Origin of the sequence: Pontibacillus salipaludis, assembly GCF_014642405.1 — a bacterium.
GTDB classification, from domain to species: domain Bacteria; phylum Bacillota; class Bacilli; order Bacillales; family BH030062; genus Pontibacillus; species Pontibacillus salipaludis.
In genome coordinates this window covers 1-24482 of the sequence record NZ_BMIN01000024.1, presented here as the reverse complement: position 1 = coordinate 24482, position 24482 = coordinate 1, and the positions used below count along the sequence as shown (strand labels likewise).

Below are 24482 nucleotides of genomic sequence, written 5' to 3'. Positions count from 1 at the left end.
TATGTTTTGCATTACTATATGGAAACCCCTACCATAAGGAGAGGTGAAATTGATTATGGATGGAAGGGTGAGGCATCATGAGTGCACAAAATCAGACAGGACAAGCACCTGTTAAAACCCCGTTTTATTATGGTTGGGTCATTGTATTTATTGCGGGGTTAAGTGTCTTCTTTTCTGGTCCAGGACAGACCTATTCGGTTTCAATATTTATTGAGAGCTACATAGCTGATTTTGATTACTCTCGTTCATTTGTTTCTGGACTCTACTCTACTGCCACGCTGATCGCCGGGTTAACGCTCTTCATGGTAGGGAGATTTGTGGATCGTGTGGGGCAACGCGTGATGATGACGGTGGTGGGTCTTCTTTTGGCGATCGCTTGCTTCTGGAACAGTGTGATGGTAGGGGCCATTATGATGTTCATTGGCTTCTTTATGCTCCGTTTGTTTGGACAAGGGTCTATGACACTTATTCCGAATACGCTTGTACCTCAGTGGTTTATTGGAAAAAGGGGCAGGGCATTAAGCTTCATGGCTATTGGTGGATTCTTAAGTTCTGCCTTACTGCCACCACTGAATACTTGGCTTATTAATGATTTTGGCTGGCGTACTACTTGGACGATTTGGGGCGTAGCCTTGGCGGTCATTTTTGTGCCTCTTGCGATTTTCTTAGTTAGGAATCAACCGAAGGATATAGGTGAGATTCCGGATGGTACACCAAAGCATAACGACCTTCGGCAAAATCCGAACGTAGAGGTAAGTGAGGAGAACTGGACTCTTAAAGAGGCGATGAAAACGAGGGCTTTTTGGCTTATTTTGTTCTGTGTGAGTGTCCCTGCGCTTGTGAATACGGGCGTTACCTTCCATTTAGTTTCGATTGTTCAAGGAAAAGGATTATCCGATGAGATTGCTGCGATCGTCCTTACGCTGATGGCTGTTATAGGCTTCCCGGTTACGTTTGTGGTCGGTTACCTAGTAGACCGGGTTTCCGTGCATTATGTGTTAGCGATCACGTTTGCTGGACATATCATTGCTTTATTTATATTATTGCAGGTCAGTTCTACAACTGGAGTCATTCTTTACGGAATCATATGGGGATTTGTGAACGGTTTTGAGCGCATCGTGTTAAGTATTGTATGGCCGAATTATTTTGGTCGAGAGCATTTAGGTAGTATTAAAGGATTAGCTCAAACGATTATGGTTTTAGGTTCTGCTTTTGGTCCTCTTCCATTTGGGCTTTACTTTGATTGGTTCGGTGGTTATGAAGGGATCTTGTGGATTATGATTCTATTCCCATTGATCGCAATGATCTTCTCTTTGCTTTCTCCAAAACCAAGCTACCAGGCTTATCATGGGTAAACGGCTTCATATAAACGAAAGGCGCAGAGCTATAGGCTCTGCGCCTTTTTGTGGAGATAACAGTTCTCCTGTAACAAAATCTGTCCTTATTTCACTAAGGTTTCAATCGTTCATTTAATCTTTAAAGAAGGAGATCACAAAGCCGCCTTCACCAGCATGGGTCGCAATAAGAGGGCCCATTTCTACAAGTACAGATTCTTTAAAGGAGTAGCGATCCTTCATTTCTTGTAGGAGTTGCTTTGCCTTGTCTTCTGCAGTGCTGTAAGACATCGCGATGACTTTATCCTCAAAGTTTTTAGAGTACTCTCCGATTTGGTCAACAAAACGACGGACGGCTTTCTTATTTCCTCTCACTTTTTCAGTCACTTCAATTGTCCCTTCAGGACTGCCATGCATTAAGATCTTAATATTAAGCGTCTTTGCAATCGCGCCTTTAAAACGACTTAAACGACCACTTTTCATTAAGTTCTCAACTGTGCGGAGTAAAATAAGAGTCGCTAACTTACTCACGCGTTCATGCATGTGCTCTGTTAATTCTTCGATCGTATAGCCCTCTTCAATTCGTTTTCCGGCTTCATCGACTAAAAGCGTCATACCTGAAGTTGCAGAACGCGAATTGATGACTTCTATCTTACGTTCCGGCTCTTCTTCTAAAAGCATCTCTTTCGCTAAGAGAGCATTCTCATACGTTGTACTTAACTCTTTTGATAATGAAATCATAAGAATTGGCTTTTCTGGGTCTACAGCTTTGTATGCTTCATAAAAAGCATATGGGCTTGGTGCTGATGTACGAGGGAGCTCTTCAGCTTGTCTCATTTTGTCGTAAAAGGTAGCAGAGTCGATGTCTACCCCGCCTAGGAACTGCTCGTCTCCAAAATGGATGTTAAGAGGGATAAAATGAACGTTATAACGATCCAGTAAGTCCTTTGGAAGATCTGCTCCTCCATCTGTCATGAGTTGAATATTCATGCGTTCACCTGCTTTTAAAAATTTTTCTGATGAAATTATTTTATATACTATATGGTTATTTATATGTCTTCCTTAATAGAAATCTGTTTGGATTTCTTAGAGGTACTATATATAAATAAGCTTAATCCAACGATGACGATCATGCCTCCTAGCCATTGCGTCCACGAAATCGTCTCACCGAGAATGACGTAAGCTAGAAGAGAGGCCCCTACGGGTTCAAATACGATACTCATTGAAATGGTTGATGTGCTTAGCCATTTTAGTGACCAGTTAAATAAAGTGTGGCCCAAAAATGTAGGAATGATTGCTAAGGCTAAGAAAATCATCCAATATTGACTTGGATACCCGAAAAATGGATTTTGTAAAATGATGTTATAAATAAATAATGTAATGGTACTGATTCCATAGACAACAAATGTGTAGGTCATTAGGGAAAGGCGTTTTCTTACGGTCTGTCCGAGTAAGAAGTACCCCGTGACCATCATTGCCCCAAGTAGTGCTAATATATCACCTAATAAGGCTAACCCACTTATCTGAAAGTCTCCCCAACTGATGACAACGCTACCTGTAATTGCAATTAGCATACTAAGGATAGCACCAGCTGTAAACCTTTCTTTAAAGAACAAAAAGGTGCCAATAAAAGCAAATATTGGCTGTAATGTCACCAATACGACAGAACTTGCAACAGAGGTATAGTTTAAAGATTCAAACCATAGGATAAAATGAAAAGCAAGGAAGACACCAGCTGCTATAGATAAGATCCAGTCTCGTTTGGTGATGGATTTAAATTCTTTGCGATGCTTGGTTAACACAAAGGGAGCCATAAGAAGTACGGCGAATAGTAAGCGATATTGAGCGATTATAGACGCTGGAGCTGTCGCAGCTAATTTAACAAAGACGGCGGCAGTAGATACGGAGAGGACTCCGATGACGATGGCGATATAGGGGTTAAATGGTGGTTTGTTCAATTGTATCCACCTCCATCCGAGTTCGTTAGCGTTTATCTTATTTTACCATTGATCTAAAGGTAAGGATACTTTAAACTTGCATGAATTGCCGGATTGAAAACAGTGTGGTAGAATAGAGTATAAATCAACTCGTACCGAAAGCCCTCTTCCAGCTGTGAGGATGGCTTTTTTTACGTGCTTCTCTTTGGCATAACTAGAGAGAACAAAAAAGGAGTAGAAAAACGAAGTGACAAATTTTTATTCATTAGGTTTATCCAAATCAGTTTTAAAATCCGTCCAAGAGATGGGTTTTGAGGAAGCTACACCAGTCCAAGAGCAGACAATTCCTCTTGCGATGGATGGAAGAGACGTGATCGGTCAAGCGCAAACAGGTACAGGTAAGACTGCAGCCTTCGGTATTCCAATGATCGAGAAGATCGACGAGAATATGAAGAAGATTCAAGGTCTAGTTATTGCGCCTACTCGCGAGCTAGCTATGCAGGTAGCGACAGAGTTAAATAAGTACGGACAATATAAAGGTGTAAAAGTACTTCCTGTTTACGGTGGTACAGATATGGGACGTCAGATTCGTTCCCTTAAACAACAACCTCAAATTGTTGTAGCAACACCAGGTCGTCTATTAGACCACATTCGTCGTAAAACGATTCAGCTATCCAATATTCACACAGCTGTATTAGACGAAGCAGACGAAATGCTTAACATGGGCTTCATTGAAGATATCAAAGATATTCTTAAAGCTGTTCCAATGCAGCGCCAAACATTACTGTTCTCAGCCACAATGCCAAAAGAGATTCATGAAATTGCAACGAGCATGATGAAGAAGCCTGAAACAGTTAAGCTTAAAGCGAAGCAAATGACGGTTGAGAAGATCGATCAGTACTTCATCGAAGTAAATGATGGTAAGAAATTTGATACGTTAACACGTCTTCTTGATATTCACACGCCTGACTTAGCGATCGTATTCGCTCGTACGAAGAAGCGTGTTGATGAAATTACAGAAGGATTAAGTGCCCGCGGTTTCCGTGCTGAAGGAATTCATGGTGACCTGACACAAGGTAAGCGTATGAGCGTTCTGAAGAAATTCAAACGTGGTGGGGTTGAAGTACTAGTAGCAACAGACGTTGCAGCTCGTGGCCTGGATATCTCAGGTGTTACACACGTATACAACTTCGATATCCCTCAAGATCCTGAAAGCTATGTACACCGTATTGGTCGTACAGGTCGTGCTGGTAAGGAAGGGTACGCTGTTTCCTTCATCACACCAAGAGAAATGGCTCACCTTAACCTAATTGAGAAGACTACAGGTCGTAAGATTGATCGTCTTCCAATTCCATCAAATGATCAAGCTCTTAAAGGTCAACAGAACATCGCGATTGAGAAACTTGTTCAATCCATTGAATCTGATAACCTTGAGTCATATGAGAGCACAGCAGCTGAATTACTAGAACAGCATGATTCTGTATCTGTAATTGCAGCAGCGCTTAAAATGCTAACGAAAGAGCGTAAAGACGTACCTGTACAACTAAGCTACCTTGCGCCAGTTAGTACGAAGCAAGCTCACAAAGATAAACAAAAACGTGGCGGTGGCGGTAAACGCTATAACCGTAACGGTGGCGGACCAAAAGGTAAAGGCGGCTACAACCGTAATGGCAAATCTGGCGGTGGTTATAACAAATCCCGTTCACAAGGCCAGAACAAAGGCAACCGTAACCGTAAATACCAAAACTCAAACCGCAATAATTCCTAAGATCTCCAAAATCCCCGCTCATTTGAGTGGGGATTTTTTTGCATACTTGCTTTAGTTAACTAAAGCGTGCCAGACACGCACCAGTACTGTAAAGGATTGCAGGGTGCCAGACACGCGTCATTGCTGAGAAGCGTTATTGCGCTAAAGGGATGCGGAGGGGGCTTTGTTTGGTAATTGGGTAATTTTGTTATAGTATAGTTATGAGAATTTTCATACTGTTCAGGGGAGAGTGTTATTGTGGTGGAGAAAAGGAAGGTCGATGTTGCGATCGATGAAATTGGTCGTGTGATATATGGGAAACGTGAAGTTGTTGAGTTGTTGTTGATCGGTATGATTGCGCGTGGGCATGTTCTTTTAGAAAGTGTTCCGGGTTCTGGTAAGACTAAGCTTGCTAAGAGTTTCGCTAAAGTAATAGATGGAACATTTAGCCGGATTCAGTTTACGCCAGACGTCCTGCCTTCAGACGTAACGGGTATTCAATTCTTTAATCCTAAGACGCAAGAGTTTGAGCTACGCAAAGGGCCAGTGATGACAAATGTATTGTTAGCGGATGAAATTAACAGGGCGACGCCTAAAACTCAGTCCAGTTTACTAGAAGTAATGGAAGAGCACCAAACAACCATTGATGGGGAAACATTCTCGATTCAAAGTCCCTTTATAGTCATTGCAACCCAGAATCCAGTTGAAAGCAACCACGGAACGTTTCCATTGCCGGAGGCTCAGCTTGACCGATTTTTATTTAAAGTGGATATGGGGTATCCGAGTGAAGAAGAAGAGAGAGACATCATGAGAGCCTATTTGACTGAAGAGCCGCTCGATACACTCGAATCGGCCTTAATACCTGAAGATTTAGTCAGTATGCAAGAAGAAGTGAAGGAAGTACATATTGCAGATGTGGTGAATGACTATTTGCTTCGTTTAATTCGTAGTTCTAGAGATCACTCGGATATTGAATTAGGCATTAGTACAAGAGGAGCGCTCGCTTTAATGAGGGCAAGCCAAGCGCGGGCTTACCTCCGTGGTCGGTCGTATGTGAGTCCTGAAGATGTGAAGAGTTTAGTTCCATACGTGTTCGAACACCGACTCATTTTATCGATGCAAGCCTCTATTCAAAAGACACCAACAGATGTAGTGAAAGACCTATTGAACGCCATTGAGGTGCCGGTTGAATCAGGAGCACGTACATAATGCAGTGGAGGAAAGAACTCGGATCAAGTTTAACGCAAAGTTATGATAAAGTTCTCGCCTTTAGCCTTATCCTCTTATTTACGAGCTTGGTATTTAATCGCTCAGCGGCCTTTATCATGATTGGGGCTGTTGTGGCTTTCGTTTCATTTAGTTTGATCTATGACCGACTGATCGGAAAAGGGTTAACGTTTCAAAATGAGAAGCACGCTTATAAGATGTTTCCTGGTGATCGCATAGAAGTTCCTCTGTCATTTGAAAACCAATCACGCTTGCCTATTATAAATGGTCGATTTCAATTTAAAGTTGGCTCTGAAGTTCAAGGAGAGAAGTACGTTGTAAGTCAGGGAGATGAATGGACGAGGTACGAGGTTCCTCTTACCGTTGTGGAAAGAGGTAAAACAGAATGGTATGTCCCATTTGAGGCCAGGCGCCGGGGAGTAACGATTTTAAGAGATATCCATTATAGCTTTCCGCATCTCTTAAACTTTCACGAAATCTTCCTGTACTATTTACCCTTTCACCGGCTTGAGTTCATTGTTTATCCGGAACCTTTGCCTGTTTACGGGATTGAGGAGCGTAATCATATGACGCTTGGATCTCAACAAGCACGGCTATCTCCGTTTGAAGACCCAGTTAGCCCTATGGGGACGAGGGATTATACAAGCTCGGATCCTTTTCATCGCATTCATTGGAAGGCATCAGCCAGAAAGCAAACGTTGCAGACAAAAGTTCTTGAGAAGAATTGGGACCATACGTGGAGTATCGTCATTAATTTAACGGATCCTTCACCAGGTGGGCATTTGAATGTGGCCTCTAACATTGAAGCGCTTCTTTCTTATGCTGCTTATATGTGTCAGTTGGCCACGAAGAAAGGATATCCTTTTGAACTCTATATAAATGCTCGCAAGATAGGAACACCTCCTTTTTATTATTTACCTGAGGGGAATGGAAAGGAACATTTGCAAAAAGCGCTAGAATTCATTGCGCGTATTAAAGCAAGAGAGCTCGTGATATCGTTCTCTGTTGTGCTTCACCGGTTTGATCAACAACTATACAAGCCGAAAACCGTCTTTTTATTAGGGAGCCAAAGCGAAGAAGTGAGGCGGTATGCGCATAAATGGAGTAGGCAAAAATTCCGTGTGTATGCGGTTCAGGACCAGGGAGACTTTGCAACGCTTCAGGATCCGTTAGAGAAGGAGGGTGTCTATGGACAATCGTAGAACCTCTGTTGCGAAAACCTACTTATGGATGGGCGAAGCAATGATTTTTTATCTATTGTTGGGGCCTATTTACTTCTTGTTCTATCCTAATGAACCTTTACCATTTTGGAGCTTTTTGCTCGTAGTTGTGGTATCAAAATTGCTTTTGTCTCTTGGGTTAAAACTCACTACAAGTTCTATCATCATTATTTTTTATGTTCCGTTGACTGCACTTGTAACCTCCTATTTTAGTCCGTTTAACCTTATCCTTTCCATTCTGTTAAGTAGTTACTTGGCATGGCGTTTTATCGTTCATGAGCGAGACCCTGAGCTTGGCAATGAACAAGCTTTACTCATGGCGTCGCTCATCTTCCTTATTTTAAACGTTCTTTTCTTTAACCAGGAATCTGTCTACTATATGGCAGCCCTTCAATTAGTGGTTCTTGTCTTTGGGTATTTATGGAGTCATGTCCTGAGTGTTGATGCTCAAGCTAACAAGAACTCTGTATATAGCAGAACCACGACAGTAATGGGACTGTTCGTAGGGGTGGCTGTTGGAGTCTTTCTCATCTATGATCTTTTTCGAGCCGGTTTTACCGGGGGAGGTGCTCTCATTGCGCAAGGTTTTGCTTTAATTGTAAGGGGTATTCTCTTCTTGTTTAGCTGGACTGGTTTAGGAGACGAATGGAACGAAAGGGTCGATGAAATCGAACCCGCGGATATGGGGCTAGAGGAAAATAAAGTAGGGGAAGACCAACCTGCCCCTGGCGTCGCTCCGGATCTATCTGATTTGTTATATTGGGGGGCGCTCTTCATTATTGTGGTAATCGGAATTGTTGTCGCTATCCGAATGAGGAATAAAAAGATTGAGTCTAGCGAGGACACGTATGAAGAGGAACGTTCTGTTACTTATTCGACTCTGTCGGCAGAAAGAAAATCTTCTTGGTCTTCTTCTTTTAAACGCTTATTCCGAAGTGCCCCAAATGATGAAGCCAGGAAACTATTCTATAACTTCGAAGCCTTCGCTACCAAAACCGGAAATGGACGTGCCCCATCTGAAACGATTGAAGAATGGTTTAATCGGCTTGGCGTACCAGGTGGTGACGCGGATCTTTATCAGAAAGTCCGTTATGGAGATCGGCCTCTCACAGAAAAAGAACTTGAGCTTTTTAAAGAAACGATTGAGTCTCTAAGAACCAACATTCGAAAAAACAAATAAAAGCACTTGTAGCGCTTCGTAAAAAAATAAGCTCAGAGCCAAGTAATAAGCTCTGAGCCTTTTTATGGTTAATTTTCTAGAAGAATCGTCCAAACAAGCCTGCGATAATGAGGATAACAAGCATCCCCCAAATGAATTTAGGCAGAAATCTTCGCCATGGGATTCGTCTTTTATTCCACCGATTTGGATCGAATCCGATATCGGAGTCCGATCCTCTTCGTCTAGAACGAGAAAAGCTCATCGTAAACGTCTGAGCCCCAGAAGTTACAATCGGTCCGAGGGCTAACCCTCCAATCAATCCGAAGATATGCCCGTAAATGTTAATGTTTGGGCGGATGAATGTCATCACAAGCCCTATTACCGTAATGGTTAAAACGATCTGAGCATTGGCCTGATCGATGAGGTGCTTTTTAGCATAAATCATATAAAGGTAGACGCCAAAAAGCCCAAATATGGCTCCTGATGCTCCAACATGTAGATAATAATCCGGTCCGAGTAAAAAGGTGCCAACATTACCAGCAAAGCCAGCCCCAAGATAGGCTAACAAGAACTTTCCTTTCCCAAGCATCTGTTCAAGGGCAGGGCCGAATAAGACGAGAGAGAATGAATTAAATATCATGTGCGCTAGTCCCGCATGGAAGAAAATCGGTGTAATAAGTCGCCAATATTCCCCGTCGGCAGTGGCTAAATTATTTCCGTTTCCTAAGCGCTCTAATTGAACGAAATAGGAGATTTGCAGAAGATCTCCGGTCAACCACAGGAAGATGTGAATACCGATTAAGGTAGCTACGATTGGATAGAAGCGAATGAAGTCTTGAAAGGATTCTGTTCGAAAAAACATAATCAGTTCTCCTTACTTTAAAATAAGTTGATATCAGCTTATTTCATTATACAATGAAACCAGTACATTCATGTTACAAACTGCATGATCAAATCCTAAAGGGTTATTATGAATACATATAGGAAAGTGGTGGTATGGATGATTAAAGGAATTGGTGTTGATTTAGTAGAGATTGGACGAATAGAACAAAGTCTTGAGTCTAATCAACGCTTTCTACAACGAATATTAACAGAAAAGGAACAAGAGTTGCTAAAAAATATAACCGCATCGAAAAGACAAGCTGAATTTGTAGCAGGGCGATTTGCAGCTAAAGAAGCTTTTGCTAAAGCAATGGGAACAGGGATTGGGAAGGAGTACTCTTTTTTAGATATCTCGGTTCTACGAACGGATCAAGGTGCTCCTGAAATAGATGTGAAGAACTTTCCTTTCAAGATTTGGTTATCCATTGCACATAGCAAAAGCAATGCTATTGCTCAGGTTGTCATAGAAGAATAAAAAAGCTTGTCAGGCTAGTCTGCATAATCGCATACTTTGTCTCATATGATTTTAGTGCGGGTAGGAGGGAACGATTTGCACATTGTCACCGCAAAAGAAATGTACGATACGGACCGTTACGCTATGGAAGAATTGGGGCTTGAAGGTCACATTCTAATGGAGAATGCTGGCCGAGCTGTAGCTACACAGGTTGAAAAGCAAGTGTCTTCAAAAGATCAGATACTCATTCTCGTTGGGAAAGGCAATAACGGGGGAGATGGGTTCGTTATTGCTCGTACACTGCTTCAAAGAGGCTACAGTGTAGAGGTGTTGCAGATTCCGAGTGATGAAGACATTCAGGGGGATGCGTTAACCCACCGGAAGATCTATGAAGCATTTGGGTATGGCTATCATACGTTTGAAGATCTGAATTCATTGAGAACCTTTAGTTCTGGGAAAAACGTCATCATCGATGCCTTACTTGGGATCGGCGTAAAGGGACCACTTCGTTCCCCATATGACGAGATCGTTCCGTATGTGAATCAGCTAGAGGCGAAAGTCATTTCAGTTGACCTCCCAAGCGGAATTCCGGCAGATGAAGGGATATCATTTGAAGAAGCGATTCAGTCTGATTATACGATGGTTATTCAGTACCCGAAAGTCTCAGCTTTTTTACAACATACAGCTCCTTTTTATGGAGAATGGAAAACTGTTGAGATAGGTCTTCCTGATCACCTTCTGCGAAGTAAGCCCGAATCATGTAGTGTATGGACAAAAGAGGATGTAGTAGCTAGTTTACCAGAAAGAGAGCCTTTTGCTCATAAGGGCTCCCATGGAAAAGGCCTCGTAATCGGTGGGGCTCTCCAAATGCCTGGGTCTGTCACCATGACTTCAAGGGCAGCACTTCGAGCGGGAGCGGGGCTTCTGACAGTAGCGACTGTAAAAGATGTTATTTCTATCCTTGCATCGTCTGTAACGGAAGCTACATTTATCGCCCTGGAAGAACAAGCTGGGAAAATCAACTCTGTAGATGGAATCGAATTTGCCTATGACGGAATCGCCATTGGAATGGGAATGGGGCGGCACCAAGAAGGGGAAAAGCTTTTAGAAGAAGTGCTCAAACAGGCAGAATCACCTGTTCTCATCGACGCAGATGGATTGTATGCCTTAAAAGCCTATTTACCTCATCTGGCATCCCGTTCGTCCCCAACTATTCTCACTCCTCACCCAGGAGAGATGGCTCACTTACTAGGTGTTGAGGTTCCTGAATTACTACAGAAGCCTTTTCAGTGTTCCAGGCAGTTTGCATCTCGTTATGGCGTTTTCGTTGTATTGAAAGGGGCTTTCACCCTTGTTACCACTCCAAAAGGGAATCAGTGGGTTCATACAACCGGAAATGTAGGGTTAGCAAAAGGCGGGAGCGGAGATGTTCTTGCTGGCATGCTGCTCGCCATGGTGATGCAACCGCAATCGATCGAAGAAGCGCTGAATAATGGAGTCTTTCTGCATGGATCCACGGCTGACCTATTAACAGAAGACACCCATTCAACGTATGACCTGTTAGCTACTGATCTTATTGACGGTCTTTCAAAAACGTATCGTACACATCTTTTTGAGTAAGGTGAGTGCGTTCCCTTTGTCCATTCAAATGAGACAAAGGAGTTGTAATTATGAAGAAGAGATATTGGCTCTGGATCGTCGCCTCGCTTATGCTCGTACTATCAGCTTGTGGGGAGAAGTCAAAAGAAGACGTTGTCCAGTCCTTACAGAAGAAGCTAGAAGAAATGAGTGGCTATAAAACAGAAGCGACGATGACATTGAAGACAGGCGAAGAAGAGCAAAAGTATAAAATTGATGTATGGCATAAGAAAAAGGACTACTACCGTGTACTGCTAAATAACGAACAAGATGAGAAAAACAGTCAAATCATTTTGAAAAATGAAGACGGCGTGTACGTATTAACACCGGCCCTGAATAAGAGCTTTAAGTTCCAAAGTGATTGGCCAAACAATAGCAGCCAGCCTTACTTGTATAACTCACTTGTAGCTGATGTAGTGAAGGATCAGGATGCTAGCTTTGAGACAACAGAAACGTATTATGTATTTGAAACGAAGACAAACTATCAAAATAGTAAAAATCTACCTTACCAAGAAATCTATTTTGATAAGAAGAGTTTAACGCCTGTGATGGTGAAAGTGCTAGACAAAGATCGTAAACCGCTCGTAGAAGTCGAATTCTCTTCTTTCGAATTGAATCCAAAGTTCAGTGATGATGCTTTCACGACGGAGAAGAATATGACAAGCGGAGCTCTTGGGGTCCCGGTAATGGCTGATGGAGTAGAAAACGAGCCAACACCATTTACGGTTCTATATCCAGAAGCGAGCGTTGGAAATGCAGAGCTCGATCAGCAAAAAGAAGTTGATATGGAAAATGGCAAACGAGTGATCCTGAGCTTTAAAGGAGATAAATCGTATACGCTAATCCAAGAATCATGGACATCTTATCCAGCTAGTGCCACTGTCCCTGTTGAAGTTTCCGGTGAAATTGTAGACTTAGGATTCACCATGGGGGCTCTTTCTGGATCAACACTAGAGTGGAGCCATGAAGGGATGAACTTCTACCTCGCTAGTGAAGATCTTACGAAAGAAGAAATGATTCAGGTTGCTCAATCCGTTCAAGGAAAAGTAGTGAAATAATGTCCCTATATCCACCAGCAGACTCAGACGCTCCATTATATGAGTCTGCTTTTGGTTTGTAAGGAGGCTGTGTCACAAGTCCTACTCCAATTTGACACGCGTAATGGAACATTCAATAATAAAGACTAAACACAATGCGAGAGGGGGCTGTCTTTGTGGCGCAGTATTATAGGGACTCCTGGATAGAAGTTCAGCTTGATGCCATTCAAGGCAATATCCAGAATTTAAAACAACAATTGCCGAAAAAGACCGAAGTTTATGCTGTGGTAAAAGCAAATGCATATGGACATGGAGACGTGCAAGTAGCCAAAGCGGCTTTAGAGGGTGGCGCTAGTGGTTTGGCGGTTGCTTTATTAGATGAAGCGGTTCGTTTAAGAGAGGTTGGCATCACAGCACCTATTCTCGTAATGGGATGGACTAGGCCCGAAGATGTCACTGTTGCGGCTCAATATGACATAACGCTTACAGCCTTCCAAGCAGACTGGCTACGTGAAATAAAAGCTATGAACATGGATCAAGTTGTATCTTTTCATATTAAGCTCGATACAGGAATGGGGCGTATTGGCATTCGGGAGACTCATGAGTTAGAGGAAGTCCTAAAGGAATGTAAGGGAGATGGCCTCTTATTAAAAGGTGTATTTACTCACTTCGCAACCGCAGACGAAGAGGAAACGAGTTATGTAGAAGAGCAGCAGCGCCGTTTCGACGCCTTAATGGAAACATTTACATCTCTTTGGGATAAGCCTATTGAAGTTCATACCGGTAATAGTGCCTTAAGTATGCGATTCCCAGAAAAGATGAATCACATCGTCAGATTTGGCATAAGTATGTATGGGTTATACCCCTCCAAAGAAGTTAAAGCAATAAGGCCAATTGAGCTGTCCTCATCTTTTTCTCTTCATAGTAAGCTGGTGCATACCAAAAAAGTACCTGCAGGCGAGTCAATCAGTTACGGAGCGACCTATACCACATCTGAGGAGGAGTGGATCGGAACAATTCCTATTGGGTATGCTGACGGCTGGATTCGAAAGCTCCAAGGTATAGAAGTGCTTATAAATGGGAAGCGTATGCCTATTATAGGTCGTATTTGCATGGATCAATGCATGGTGGAGCTGGATCAAGCTTATCCGGTGGGGACTCAGGTGACGCTAATCGGGAAGCAAGGGAAAGAAGAAATTGAGGTTGATGAAATAGCTGACTATCTAGACACAATCAATTACGAAATTCCATGTATGATGAGTGAGCGCGTTCCAAGAGTCTTTCTAAAAGATAAAGAAGTAATAGATGTTTATAATGGGATAACGTTTTCAAATGGAAAAAGGTATGGACCTGTGTAAAGTCGACGCAGATGTGTGAAATTTGACAGAAAAAAGCGTAAATTAGGTAAAAATCGTCAATGAGCCTTTGCAATGCTCACGATCTGGTGGTATGATTGAGAAAGAAATGAACCGATTAAGGTGCTTAGTTGATGGTGGAGGTGCATTTTAGTGTCCGATAGTTCACAAGAAATTGTAGTGAAATTACCACAGCATTTATTAAAAGAGCTAGATGGTATGGTACAACTCGAAAATGGTGATCGGAGCGATTTTATTTACCAGGCAACGAAAATGTATTTGCGGGAGCGTAAAAAACGTCATATTCGTGAGTCGATGCGTCAGGGCTACATGGAAATGGCAAAGATCAATCTAAACATTGCTTCAGAAGCTTTTCAAGCTGAAGAGGAGGCAGAAACTACCTGCGAACGCTTAGTGAGCGGGGTGTAAAGATTTGATCGTAAAAAGAGGCGACGTTTACTTTGCTGACCTTTCCCCGGTCGTTGGCTCAGAACAGGGAGGCGTCCGCCCAGTCCTCATTCTTCAAAATGATATTGGTAATCGCTTCAGCCCCACTGTTATTGTGGCGGCTATTACTGCGCAAATACAAAAAGCAAAATTACCCACACACGTAGAAATTGATGCTGAACGATATGGATTTGAGCGGGATTCAGTCATATTGTTAGAGCAGATTCGAACAATTGATAAGCAAAGGCTTACAGACAAGATAACCCATTTAGATGAAGCTATGATGAGCAGGGTTGATGAAGCATTACAAATCAGTTTAGGGCTCATTGACTTTTAAAAATAAGCTACTCGAAATCGAGTAGCTTATTTTATTATCTGTAAAAATCTTAATGAAGAGAGAGTGTTCAGAGTAGCCGTATTCAACCGTTGGTGTTACAGTGGAATGGATAAACGCTTTTTGAAAATAATGATGAACGACCAAGCAAAGTTGTTTGCATAGCTTATACAAAAGTGTGACAATGGATGTAATTCTGACTTAAATGGAACAGGAATCATAGGGGGTCCCGAGATGGAAGCGAATTTGAAGGAAATAGTACTTAACAATAGTAATGACATTGTTAAAATGTGGCTTGAAGAGGTAGAGAAGCACCGGAAACACGACTACACATCCTCGATCTCAGATGAATTGTTTGAGAGTACGAATCGAGAGTTTGTAAACGTTATCTTTACAAGTCTTGAGAAACAAGGGGCCACGAACGATATTGAAGGATTTGCAGAGCGGCTCATTAACTTAGGATGGCCGTTAAGTTATTTAACTGATGGAATGCAAGCCTTTAGGCGTGTAACCATTAACTATATTTTAGGACAATCCACAAAAGTTGATACACAGTACTTCTCTGAGGTATTGGGCAAAGTGGATGAGTGGGTCGACCCCGTTATTAACCAACTCGTTAACGAATACTCTGGTAGTTGGGAAAACATCGTCTCCCTACAAAAAGTTGCTCTTCAAGAATTATCAGCTCCGCTAATCCCCGTTATGGAAAACATCACAGTCATGCCTCTAATCGGGACGATCGATACAGAACGAGCTAAGTTAATTATGGAAAACTTATTAGACGGTGTTATTAAACACCATGCGGACGTCGTTTTGATTGATATTACGGGTGTTCCTGTTGTAGATACAATGGTTGCCCATCATATTATACAAGCGGCGGAAGCTGTTCGTTTAATTGGGTCTACTTGTATATTAGTAGGTATTCGACCAGAGATTGCTCAAACGATTGTGAACTTAGGGATCGACCTGAGCAAGTTCCCGACAAAGAGCTCACTGAAAAAAGGGTTTGAATCAGCTTTAGAGTTAACGAATAGACGAATTGAAGATATCCAAAGTAAGAACAATGAAATAGAAGAGTTAGTAGACTCTTTGGATAGGGAGTGATGAACATGAGAATACCCATCTTAAAACTTCACAATTATTTACTAATTTCTATCCAGATCGATTTAGATGATCAAACGGCTATACAGTTTCAAGAGGATCTTCTTAGTAAGATTCACGAAAGTGGTGCAACAGGGGTTGTCATTGATCTGACGTCTGTAGACATTATTGATTCGTTCATTGCAAAAGTGCTGGGCGATGTCGTATCGATGTCTGATTTAATGGGTGCAAAAGTTGTTCTGACAGGTATACAACCTGCAGTGGCAATGACCCTGATTGACTTAGGGATTCACTTACAAGACGTCCCAACTGCTTTAGATCTTGAACAAGGGTTGATCAAACTTCGACAGGAATTGGAGGAGTGAGTGAATGGACTTTCAATCCTGTGTGAACATTAAAAAGGAATGGGACATTGTAGGTGCCCGGCAACTCGGGCGAGATATTGCCAAAAAGATTGGCTTTGGTACAGTGGATCAGGCTCGTATAGCAACGGCTATCTCTGAGCTTGCCCGTAACATTTATTTATATGCTGGAACAGGTAAGGTTTGTTTTGAAGCAATCGAAGATATTAATGAACGTGGTTTACGAATCGTAGCCATGGATGAAGGCCCTGGAATTCGTGATGTCAGCCAGGTTATGGAAGATGGCTTCTCAACTTCCGGTGGACTTGGTGCAGGATTGCCAGGTGTCAAACGTTTAATGGATGATTTTGATGTAATATCAAGGCAGGGGGAAGGGACTGAAGTGAGAGTTGTGAAATGGCTCCGCTAAAGGAGGAAATCAAGATGAGTACCTTAAAAATGGATCTTAGTAGCTATAAGGACTTGTTAAAGCAATATATTGAGACTCAAAATGAGCAAGCTCTTTATCGTGCTGAACAATTTAGCAAGCATTCAATCCAACAGAATATATCACCTGATGAAATTGTAGATGTGCACGTACAAGCCTTGTCGGAGCTATACCCTGATATCCCTGATAACATTATGAATTCAATGAATTTTCTTTTAGAAACAATGATTTCTTATGGGCTGGCTTATCAAGAGTATCAAGCATTACGGGAGAAACAGTATGAACTGCAATCAGAGATTTCAGTTGCTGCCAACATGCAAGATACCCTGTTATCTACAACGAAGCCAAACTTAGAGGGACTGGATATAGGTGTAACAAGTCATCCTGCCAAACAAATGAGCGGAGATTATTACCACTTCGTTCAGGATCAAAAAGGATCAGTTGGAATTGCTGTAGCGGATGTGATCGGAAAAGGGATTCCAGCAGCATTGTGCATGTCCATGATTAAGTACTCTATGGATAGTTTTCCTGATGAACAGATGTACCCAAGTTCGATATTAGAAGGTATGAACTGGGTTGTTGAACGAAATGTGGACCCAAGTATGTTTATAACAATGTTTTATGGCTTATATGATCAAGCCTCTAATCATTTTTATTATTCATCCGCAGGTCATGAACCTGGGTTTTACTATTCAGCTAAGAATGATGAATTCTCAGAGATAGAAGCGAAGGGTCTTGTATTAGGTGTGGATCGTAGTGCGACATACAAGCAGTACGAAACACTTGTAGAAACAGGTGACATGATTGTCCTATTAACAGACGGCGTGACTGAGTGTCGGGCTGGTGAGCGTTTCATTGAAAGAGATGAGATTTCAGATGTTATACACCAGTACAAGCACTTACCCGCTCAGGAGATTACGGAGCAAGTCTATCAACATTTTGAAAGACTGCAGGATTTCCAGTTAAGGGACGACTTTACAATGGTAATCATAAGACGTGACGTTTAGTTCAAAATAAGAACGGGTAAATTTTTATAGCGTGATATAGAAAAAAGAAACGGAGGCTTAGGAAATATGAATCTTAATATTAATGTAGATGATAATGAAAAATTAAAAACCGTAACTCTAAGCGGTGAAATTGATGCATATACAGCACCAAAATTAAAAGAAACATTGCTTCCTTTAACGCAAGAAGACCAGGCTGTCGTGAAGGTTGACCTTGAAGGGGTTTCCTACATGGATAGTACAGGACTTGGAGTATTTATCAGTGCTCTCAAATCAACAAAAGAGTATGATAGCCAGTTAACGTTGGTGAAAATGAATGATCGCGTATACCGTTTATTTGAAATTACAGGGTTAACAGAGATCATTGATATTGAAACAGATTCTACGGTACGAGGTGGAATGTAATGACAGAGACATTTGACTTTATTGAAATCAAGATACCTGCCAAAGCAGAATATGTTGGCGTTGTAAGACTAAGTATTTCGGGCATCGCCAATCGTATGGGATTTGCTTATGACGATATTGAAGATCTTAAAGTAGGAATTTCTGAAGCGATTACGAACGCTGTGAAGCACGCTTATAATGAAACGGGCGAAGGTGAAATCACACTTGGTTTTGGAGTGTATGAGGACCGTTTAGAAGTTATGGTGGCTGATCACGGTGGTAGCTTTGATCTGAAGAAAGTGAAAGAAGATACAGGCCCTTACCAAGAAGAAGACTCAATTGAAGAATTGAGAGAAGGCGGCTTTGGACTCTTCTTAATCGATGCACTAATGGATAAAGTGGAAATCAATAATAAATATGGAGTTATCGTTCTAATGACGAAATATCTTCATGAAAATGAGGTGGGGTTTAATGACGACCAAATCTCAACCACACAATAAACGTGATGGTGAGGTTTACGAATGGATCAAACACTTACAGGAAACCCCTGAAGATGAAGTTGTACAAGAAAAGATTGTACTTCAATATGAGGATCTCGTTCAATCCATCGCGAAAAAGTACTCTAAAAACAGTTCCATTCACGAAGATCTAGTACAAGTCGGAATGTTAGGACTCCTAGCTGCTATCCGCAGATATGATCCTTCGTTTGGAAAATCATTCGAATCATTCGCCATCCCAACTATTATTGGCGAGATTAAACGATTCATCAGAGACAAAACGTGGAGTGTGCACGTCCCGCGTCGTATCAAGGAACTTGGTCCTAAAATTAAAAAAGCCGCAGAAGAGCTTACAACAGATCTCCAACGTTCTCCTTCTGTAATTGAAATTGCTGATTATATTGGCGTTTCAGAAGAGGAAGTACTAGAAACAATGGAGATGGGTAAGAGCTATAAGGCACTATCTGTAGATCGAAAAATCGAAGCAGATTCCGATGGTAGTACGGTAACAATTTTAGACCTAATTGGGAACTCTGAGAAAGGCTTTGATCAGATTGACCAACAAATGCTACTTGAGAAAGTACTTCCAATTCTGACGGAAAGAGAACAGGAAATTCTAAGGTGTACCTACTTTGATAACATGAGTCAAAAAGACACCGGAGAACAGTTAGGCATTTCGCAAATGCACGTATCCAGACTGCAGCGACGCGCTCTTCGTAAGTTGAAAGAAGCCTTGCAGACAGATGAGTCGGAGTCTTACTATTGACGAAGGAACCGAAAGTTGATTTAAAAGTATTTCAACAGCCTAAAAAAGGGAATTACTATTGCGGTGATAGTTACTTCTATCAGCAGACAGAGGATGGGTTCATTTGCGCGTTAGCAGATGGGCTCGGTAGCGGTGAGTATGCTCGCGAATCGTCTAAAGCTGTTATGGAAGTCATCGAAGAAAATGTGAATGGGTCTATTGATTCCATTATCAACAAGGCTAATGATACTTTAAGGGATAAACGCGGAGCTGTGCTTGGTATACTAAGAATGGATTTCTCTGAAGGAACTTATTCCTTTACCTCGATTGGAAATATAGGTATTGTCGTTGTCCCTGCCCATGGGAAGAAGCAACGAAACATACCTGTAGCAGGTTATTTGTCTGGCTACCCAAGGCCTTATAACGTTAAGCGAGACTCGTTACATCCGGGTATGCTTTTCTTTATGTTTTCTGATGGAGTAAATGAACGAACACTATCCTCAAACACATTCGTATCCAAGAACCTAGAACTAATTATGGATTCATTCAAACAACAACAACCAGTCAAATACGATGATGATACAACTTTTATTGCGATGAAATATGGTTAAAAACCTTGTCCTTACAGACTGTAAGAGGACAAGGTTTTTTTGTGCCTAGAAAGCTCTTTCAGGGTGAAATAGGAAATAGCGATTGAGTTTGGTAAAATAGATGAATAGGGTCAAAAGGAATAGGAGGAACTTATATGAACGATGAAGCTCAAATTATACAGTGGGTGGCACAAGAAACCTCAATAAAATCTTCTTTAATCCAAGAAGTCATCTCACTTCTCAATGAAGGAAACACGGTCCCTTTCATTGCCAGATATCGTAAAGAGCAAACGAACGGCTTGGATGAGGTGCAGATCAATACCATTCAAGAAAAGTGGGAATATGGACAAAATCTCTCGAAAAGGAAAGAAGAGGTTGTTCGTTTAATTGAAGAGCAAGGGAAATTGACAGAGGAGCTACGTTCAGAAATTCTTCAAGCTCAACAGTTACAGAAGGTGGAAGACCTTTATAGACCATATAAGCAAAAGCGACGGACAAAAGCGACCGTTGCAAAAGAAAAAGGGCTAGAGCCTTTGGCGCTTGCAATCTGGAACCATGAAATGCTTCATTTATCAAATGAAGCAGAGCAATATCTTTCAGAAGAACACGAATTACATACGATTGATGATGTGCTTGCAGGAGTGAATGATATCATTGCTGAATGGATTTCGGATGAACCTTCTTACAGGGACTACATCAGAACCAAAACATTTGAAAAAGGTACAATTGCGTCTGCCGATAAGGATAAAGAATTGGATGAGAAAAGTATCTTTGAAATGTACTATGATTATTCAGAACCTGTACGATCCATCGCATCACACCGCGTTCTTGCTCTTAACCGTGGTGAGAAAGAGGGAGTGCTTAAAGTAGGAATTCACCCCCCTGTAGATATAGTATTGGATTACTTACACAGGAAGCTCGTTCCGAAACAAGCGGGTGAAACCAACCAATTATGGAAGGAAGCAATTGAAGATTCGTATAAAAGGTTAATTCAACCTTCTGTAGAAAGAGAAGTGCGCACATCTCTTTCTGAAAGGGCAGAAGAACAGGCCATTGATGTCTTTTCGAAGAACCTAAAGAACTTATTGCTACAACCTCCATTAAAAGGGCGTGCTGTGCTTGGAGTCGATCCAGCTTATCGAACAGGTTGTAAACTATCTGTTGTAGATGAAACTGGGAAAGTACAAGCAATTAAGGTCGTCTACCCGACGCCTCCTAAAAACGATAAAAAAGGTGCAGAGAAAGTCATTCTTCAACTCATGAAGGAATACCCAATCGAGCTAGTTGCGATCGGCAATGGGACAGCTTCTAGAGAAACGGAACAATTTATCGCTGATATGATTCAAAACAATCAATTAGATATTGCATACATGATCGTAAATGAAGCAGGAGCAAGCGTATATTCAGCTTCTAAATTAGCGCGTGAAGAGTTTCCTGATTTACAAGTAGAAGAGCGGAGTGCTGTATCTATTGCTCGCCGTGTGCAAGACCCGCTAGCTGAACTAGTAAAGATTGATCCTAAGAGTATTGGTGTAGGACAATACCAACATGACGTTACTCAGAAGAAATTAAATCAATCATTAACTTTCGTTGTGGAGACAACAGTGAACCAGGTAGGTGTGAATGCTAATACGGCTTCTCCTTCTCTGCTTCAATATGTATCAGGCCTTAGCAAAACGGTTGCGAATAATATTGTGAAGGCAAGAGAAGAGCAAGGGAAGTTTACAAACCGAAATCAGCTAAAGAAAATCCCTCGCCTTGGAGCTAAAACATATGAGCAAAGTATAGGTTTCTTAAGGTTACCTGATGGGGATGAACCTTTAGATCGTACACCTATTCACCCTGAGAGTTATAAAGCTACGAAAGAATTGCTGAAGAAAATGGGATGTTCTGTAGAAGACCTAGGAACAGATCAACTAAATGACCAGGTTAAGAACCTAAATGTAAACGAGGCTGCTAGCCAACTAGAGATTGGTGTTCCTACACTCCAAGATATATTAGAAGCTTTAGTTCAGCCTGGCCGTGACCCTCGTGATGACTTACCAACTCCTTTATTAAAGAAAGACGTTCTTTCAATGGAAGATTTAAGACAAGGCATGGAGTTACAAGGTACAGTGCGTAATGTCGTAGACTTTGGCGTATTTGTAGACATTGGAGTAAAACAAGATGGTTTGGTTCATATCTCTAAACTTGCTAAGCGTTTTGTTAAACATCCATTAGATGTTGTGGCGGTTGGAGACGTAGTAACCGTATGGGTCGAAGATGTAGATAAGAAAAAAGAGCGGATTGCCTTATCGATGTTAGGGCCTGCTGAATAATAGAAGAAAGCACTGCTTACGAGCAGTGTTTTTTTCTATAGAAATACCAACACTGATTAAGCATCTTGATTTGATAAGAATTCTTTTCCTGGTATGCTTTCATCAGTTGTCGCTGTAACCAACCAGGCATAAAGGACACCACCTTTCTGTTAATATGTAAAAAGCCATGTTGTCATTGAGAAAGGTATAAAGCGTTACTTTCATGTTATGCATACAAACGCCTATATGTGATAAAGGAGGGGAAACTATGGAAAATAAAGCGTTAGTGAGATGGGTAGATCGGATCTCAAGAGAATGGTTTGGTAAGCCGTATCATGATGAAGTAATGATGAACAACCGTCTGCGTACAACGGGAGGTCGCTACTTACCAGCTCACAGGAGAATAGAATTGAATCCTAAATACCTTTCAGAGTTAGGTGAAGAAGAATTTGAAGGGATAATCAAACATGAGTTATGTCACTATCACCTTCATATAGAAGGGAAAGGATATCAACATCGTGATCCAGAATTTAGAGCCTTATTAAAGAGAACGGGGTCTCCGCGATTTTGTAAGGCATTGCCTTCCCAATACAGAGAGCCTAACCATATCTATCAATGCAAGGAGTGTGGGCATAGCTATAAACGTATGAAAAGGGTGAATACATCGAAGTATAGGTGTGGAAAATGCAAAGGGAAGTTAAAAAAGATAGAATAATGTATTGACCTTGGACGAGCCACGTGTTAAATTATTATAGCCGTCATCGATACGGCACTTTAACCGAATAAGTGATTTTAATTTTTTCGGGGATGTTATTGACACTCATTAAAAAGTGTTGTAACATATAAAAGTCGCAAAGGAAAACAAAAAGAACTCATTCAAGCCGATTGAAATTCTTTTAAAAAAATCCTTGCAAACAAAAACAACATCTGATAAAGTATTTAATTGTCGGCGAAACAAAACGAGCCGAAAAAACAAATACTTCATTAATTCTTATTCCAACGTAGCTCAGTGGTAGAGCTATCGGCTGTTAACCGATCGGTCGCAGGTTCGAATCCTGCCGTTGGAGCCAGTGGAGAAGTACTCAAGTGGCTGAAGAGGCGCCCCTGCTAAGGGTGTAGGTCGCGTAAGCGGCGCGAGGGTTCAAATCCCTCCTTCTCCGCCATTTCTTACCTGGCCCGTTGGTCAAGTGGTTAAGACACCGCCCTTTCACGGCGGTAACACGGGTTCGAATCCCGTACGGGTCACCATTTATTTTTTGGTCCGGTAGTTCAGTTGGTTAGAATGCCTGCCTGTCACGCAGGAGGTCGCGGGTTCGAGTCCCGTCCGGACCGCCACTTATATTGGCCCATAGCCAAGCGGTAAGGCAACGGTTTTTGGTACCGTCATGCGCTGGTTCGAATCCAGCTGGGCCAGCCATTAATATGAAGAGCCATTAGCTCAGTTGGTAGAGCATCTGACTTTTAATCAGAGGGTCGGAGGTTCGAATCCTCCATGGCTCACCACTTATACACACCGTGCGGGTGTGGCGGAATTGGCAGACGCGCTAGACTTAGGATCTAGTGTCTCTCGACGTGGGGGTTCAAGTCCCTCCACCCGCACCATTATTAATGCAAGCGATCTTCGCTATCAAGCGTTTAAAGCTCATGATTGATGAGCGGTCGTGGCGGAATGGCAGACGCGCTAGGTTGAGGGCCTAGTGGGGGTTCACCCCGTGGAGGTTCAAATCCTCTCGACCGCACCATTGAAGTCACAAAGAAATTTAAAAAAGTTCTTGCATTGATAAAACAGACGTGATACAATAAATCTTGTCGCTTCAAAAAACAACATGCGCCCGTAGCTCAATTGGATAGAGCGTTTGACTACGGATCAAGAGGTTAGGGGTTCGACTCCTCTCGGGCGCGCCATTTTCTTTTGCGGGAAGTAGCTCAGCTTGGTAGAGCACATGGTTTGGGACCATGGGGTCGCAGGTTCGAATCCTGTCTTCCCGACCATCGGAAAACTTTATATGCGGGTGTAGTTTAGTGGTAAAACCTCAGCCTTCCAAGCTGATGTCGTGGGTTCGATTCCCATCACCCGCTCCATTATTAATATGGGCCTGTAGCTCAGTTGGTTAGAGCGCACGCCTGATAAGCGTGAGGTCGGTGGTTCAAGTCCACTCAGGCCCACCAGAAGAAACATTTGATCTTTGAAAACTGAACGAAACAACATGTAACGTCAATGTCTTTAAATTATTTTTTAAAGCCAGTAATCATTTATTTGATGCTAGGCAAACTCTAACTTTATGGAGAGTTTGATCTTGGCTC

25 protein-coding genes and 12 tRNA genes are annotated in these 24482 nt (G+C 41.9%); 33 read left to right on the top strand and 4 right to left on the bottom strand.

What is annotated here, in order from left to right:
- Positions 1-77: 77 nt before the first annotated feature.
- A complete protein-coding gene (locus IEW76_RS19015) occupies positions 78-1355 on the top strand; it encodes an MFS transporter (protein ID WP_188655965.1) in 1278 nt (425 codons plus the stop codon).
- Between the two features lie 114 nt (positions 1356-1469).
- Here the strand turns inward: IEW76_RS19015 and IEW76_RS19010 are convergent, their stop codons facing one another.
- Positions 1470-2324, bottom strand: coding sequence for a DegV family protein (locus tag IEW76_RS19010; protein WP_188655964.1), 855 nt, complete (start codon positions 2322-2324; stop codon positions 1470-1472).
- Between the two features lie 59 nt (positions 2325-2383).
- Positions 2384-3292: a DMT family transporter gene (locus IEW76_RS19005; protein ID WP_188655963.1), complete on the bottom strand. Its 909-nt coding sequence runs from the start codon at positions 3290-3292 to the stop codon at positions 2384-2386.
- Positions 3293-3518: 226 nt separating this feature from the next.
- On the opposite strand from IEW76_RS19005, the gene cshA reads away from it, so the two are divergent.
- From cshA to IEW76_RS18985, 4 genes are all read left to right on the top strand, one after another.
- Complete coding sequence (gene cshA, locus IEW76_RS19000) at positions 3519-5039, top strand: degradosome RNA helicase CshA (protein ID WP_308422095.1); 1521 nt, start codon at positions 3519-3521, stop codon at positions 5037-5039.
- A 237-nt stretch (positions 5040-5276) separates the two neighbouring features.
- Positions 5277-6227: an AAA family ATPase gene (locus IEW76_RS18995; protein WP_229721308.1), complete on the top strand. Its 951-nt coding sequence runs from the start codon at positions 5277-5279 to the stop codon at positions 6225-6227.
- Positions 6227-7447, top strand: a complete 1221-nt coding sequence (locus tag IEW76_RS18990; protein WP_188655962.1) for a DUF58 domain-containing protein — start codon at positions 6227-6229, stop codon at positions 7445-7447. Before IEW76_RS18995 ends, IEW76_RS18990 begins: the two co-directional genes overlap by 1 nt.
- Positions 7434-8645, top strand: a complete 1212-nt coding sequence (locus tag IEW76_RS18985) for a DUF4129 domain-containing protein (protein WP_188655961.1) — start codon at positions 7434-7436, stop codon at positions 8643-8645. The genes IEW76_RS18990 and IEW76_RS18985 overlap by 14 nt, the downstream gene beginning before the upstream one ends.
- Before the next feature lie 76 nt (positions 8646-8721).
- On the opposite strand, the gene IEW76_RS18980 is transcribed toward IEW76_RS18985, so the two are convergent.
- Positions 8722-9486 (bottom strand): rhomboid family intramembrane serine protease, encoded by a 765-nt coding sequence (locus tag IEW76_RS18980; RefSeq protein ID WP_188655960.1) that lies wholly within the window; start codon positions 9484-9486, stop codon positions 8722-8724.
- A 138-nt stretch (positions 9487-9624) separates the two neighbouring features.
- Between IEW76_RS18980 and acpS the strand changes: the two genes are divergently transcribed.
- The 15 genes from acpS to IEW76_RS18905 all read left to right on the top strand — a co-directional run bounded on the left by acpS (position 9625) and on the right by IEW76_RS18905 (position 22199).
- Complete coding sequence (gene acpS / locus IEW76_RS18975; protein WP_188655959.1) at positions 9625-9981, top strand: holo-ACP synthase; 357 nt, start codon at positions 9625-9627, stop codon at positions 9979-9981.
- A 75-nt stretch (positions 9982-10056) separates the two neighbouring features.
- Positions 10057-11580: an NAD(P)H-hydrate dehydratase gene (locus tag IEW76_RS18970; RefSeq protein ID WP_188655958.1), complete on the top strand. Its 1524-nt coding sequence runs from the start codon at positions 10057-10059 to the stop codon at positions 11578-11580.
- Positions 11581-11630: 50 nt separating this feature from the next.
- A complete protein-coding gene (locus IEW76_RS18965) occupies positions 11631-12656 on the top strand; it encodes a LolA family protein (RefSeq protein ID WP_188655957.1) in 1026 nt (341 codons plus the stop codon).
- A 155-nt stretch (positions 12657-12811) separates the two neighbouring features.
- Positions 12812-13993 (top strand): alanine racemase, encoded by a 1182-nt coding sequence (gene alr, locus IEW76_RS18960; RefSeq protein WP_229721307.1) that lies wholly within the window; start codon positions 12812-12814, stop codon positions 13991-13993.
- A 216-nt stretch (positions 13994-14209) separates the two neighbouring features.
- The gene (locus IEW76_RS18955; RefSeq protein ID WP_255688859.1) at positions 14210-14419 is read left to right on the top strand and encodes an antitoxin; all 210 of its coding nucleotides are present in this window, start codon (positions 14210-14212) and stop codon (positions 14417-14419) included.
- Positions 14420-14423: 4 nt separating this feature from the next.
- Complete coding sequence (ndoA, locus tag IEW76_RS18950; RefSeq protein ID WP_036786621.1) at positions 14424-14774, top strand: type II toxin-antitoxin system endoribonuclease NdoA; 351 nt, start codon at positions 14424-14426, stop codon at positions 14772-14774.
- 231 nt (positions 14775-15005) lie between these two features.
- Positions 15006-15875: an RsbT co-antagonist protein RsbRA gene (rsbRA, locus tag IEW76_RS18945; protein ID WP_188655954.1), complete on the top strand. Its 870-nt coding sequence runs from the start codon at positions 15006-15008 to the stop codon at positions 15873-15875.
- A 5-nt stretch (positions 15876-15880) separates the two neighbouring features.
- Positions 15881-16237, top strand: coding sequence for an STAS domain-containing protein (locus tag IEW76_RS18940; RefSeq protein WP_255688851.1), 357 nt, complete (start codon positions 15881-15883; stop codon positions 16235-16237).
- Positions 16238-16241: 4 nt separating this feature from the next.
- Positions 16242-16643 carry an anti-sigma regulatory factor gene (locus IEW76_RS18935; protein WP_036786615.1) on the top strand — a complete coding sequence of 134 codons (402 nt, stop codon included), beginning with the start codon at positions 16242-16244 and terminating at the stop codon, positions 16641-16643.
- Between the two features lie 14 nt (positions 16644-16657).
- Positions 16658-17668, top strand: coding sequence for a PP2C family protein-serine/threonine phosphatase (locus IEW76_RS18930; protein ID WP_188655952.1), 1011 nt, complete (start codon positions 16658-16660; stop codon positions 17666-17668).
- Positions 17669-17734: 66 nt separating this feature from the next.
- Positions 17735-18070, top strand: a complete 336-nt coding sequence (locus tag IEW76_RS18925; RefSeq protein ID WP_036786611.1) for an STAS domain-containing protein — start codon at positions 17735-17737, stop codon at positions 18068-18070.
- The gene (gene rsbW / locus IEW76_RS18920; RefSeq protein WP_036786609.1) at positions 18070-18549 is read left to right on the top strand and encodes an anti-sigma B factor RsbW; all 480 of its coding nucleotides are present in this window, start codon (positions 18070-18072) and stop codon (positions 18547-18549) included. The genes IEW76_RS18925 and rsbW overlap by 1 nt, the downstream gene beginning before the upstream one ends.
- Entirely contained in the window at positions 18521-19312 is a 792-nt protein-coding gene (sigB, locus tag IEW76_RS18915) for an RNA polymerase sigma factor SigB (RefSeq protein ID WP_188655951.1), read from the top strand. Before rsbW ends, sigB begins: the two co-directional genes overlap by 29 nt.
- A complete protein-coding gene (locus IEW76_RS18910; protein ID WP_188655950.1) occupies positions 19309-19902 on the top strand; it encodes a SpoIIE family protein phosphatase in 594 nt (197 codons plus the stop codon). The genes sigB and IEW76_RS18910 overlap by 4 nt, the downstream gene beginning before the upstream one ends.
- Positions 19903-20036: 134 nt before the next feature.
- Positions 20037-22199 carry a Tex family protein gene (locus IEW76_RS18905; protein WP_188655949.1) on the top strand — a complete coding sequence of 721 codons (2163 nt, stop codon included), beginning with the start codon at positions 20037-20039 and terminating at the stop codon, positions 22197-22199.
- A 16-nt stretch (positions 22200-22215) separates the two neighbouring features.
- Here IEW76_RS18905 and cmpA read toward each other — a convergent pair whose 3' ends face one another.
- A complete protein-coding gene (gene cmpA / locus IEW76_RS18900) occupies positions 22216-22329 on the bottom strand; it encodes a cortex morphogenetic protein CmpA (protein WP_156969217.1) in 114 nt (37 codons plus the stop codon).
- A 117-nt stretch (positions 22330-22446) separates the two neighbouring features.
- On the opposite strand from cmpA, the gene IEW76_RS18895 reads away from it, so the two are divergent.
- The 13 genes from IEW76_RS18895 (at position 22447) to IEW76_RS18835 (ending at position 24347) form a co-directional block, all read left to right on the top strand.
- On the top strand, positions 22447-22893 hold the full coding sequence (locus IEW76_RS18895; RefSeq protein WP_188655948.1) for a SprT family protein: 447 nt from the start codon (positions 22447-22449) through the stop codon (positions 22891-22893).
- A gap of 280 nt (positions 22894-23173) precedes the next feature.
- Positions 23174-23248: transfer RNA gene (locus IEW76_RS18890), tRNA-Asn, on the top strand.
- Positions 23249-23250: 2 nt separating this feature from the next.
- Positions 23251-23341: transfer RNA gene (locus tag IEW76_RS18885), tRNA-Ser, on the top strand.
- A 10-nt stretch (positions 23342-23351) separates the two neighbouring features.
- A tRNA-Glu gene (locus IEW76_RS18880) sits at positions 23352-23426 on the top strand.
- A gap of 10 nt (positions 23427-23436) precedes the next feature.
- Positions 23437-23513, top strand: a tRNA-Asp gene (locus IEW76_RS18875).
- A gap of 7 nt (positions 23514-23520) precedes the next feature.
- Positions 23521-23595: transfer RNA gene (locus IEW76_RS18870), tRNA-Gln, on the top strand.
- A gap of 10 nt (positions 23596-23605) precedes the next feature.
- Positions 23606-23681, top strand: a tRNA-Lys gene (locus IEW76_RS18865).
- Positions 23682-23695: 14 nt separating this feature from the next.
- Positions 23696-23780 (top strand) — tRNA-Leu (locus IEW76_RS18860).
- Between the two features lie 53 nt (positions 23781-23833).
- Positions 23834-23920, top strand: a tRNA-Leu gene (locus IEW76_RS18855).
- Between the two features lie 86 nt (positions 23921-24006).
- Positions 24007-24083 (top strand) — tRNA-Arg (locus tag IEW76_RS18850).
- Between the two features lie 10 nt (positions 24084-24093).
- Positions 24094-24170 (top strand) — tRNA-Pro (locus IEW76_RS18845).
- Positions 24171-24186: 16 nt separating this feature from the next.
- A tRNA-Gly gene (locus tag IEW76_RS18840) sits at positions 24187-24260 on the top strand.
- Positions 24261-24270: 10 nt separating this feature from the next.
- A tRNA-Ile gene (locus tag IEW76_RS18835) sits at positions 24271-24347 on the top strand.
- Positions 24348-24482 lie beyond the last annotated feature (135 nt).